Below are 237 nucleotides of genomic sequence, written 5' to 3' on the forward strand. Positions count from 1 at the left end.
CCGGCATTTTGCCGATCAGCGGCACGTCGGCATAGTCGAAATAGGTAGTGAGGAACGGATAACCGGCGAAGAATGATCCCGCACCGGTTGCCGCAGCGGTAAGCAGACCGAAGCCCATCCATTTCACCGGCAAGATACGCAAATGGCTTTCCACCCAGCGGGTACCAAAGGCCAGATATTGCAGAATGAAACCGATTGCCATGGTAATACCGGCAGCAAAACCGCCGCCCGGCAGAT

1 protein-coding gene is annotated in these 237 nt (G+C 56.1%); it reads right to left on the reverse strand.

The genetic code is table 11. The features are described 5' to 3' along the window. Positions 1-237, reverse strand: a 237-nt coding sequence (locus HBA93_RS23445; protein WP_221724813.1) for an MnhB domain-containing protein, incomplete at both ends; no start/stop codon positions are given.

Source organism: Ochrobactrum sp. SFR4 (assembly GCF_019730395.1).
Lineage (GTDB): Bacteria > Pseudomonadota > Alphaproteobacteria > Rhizobiales > Rhizobiaceae > Pseudochrobactrum.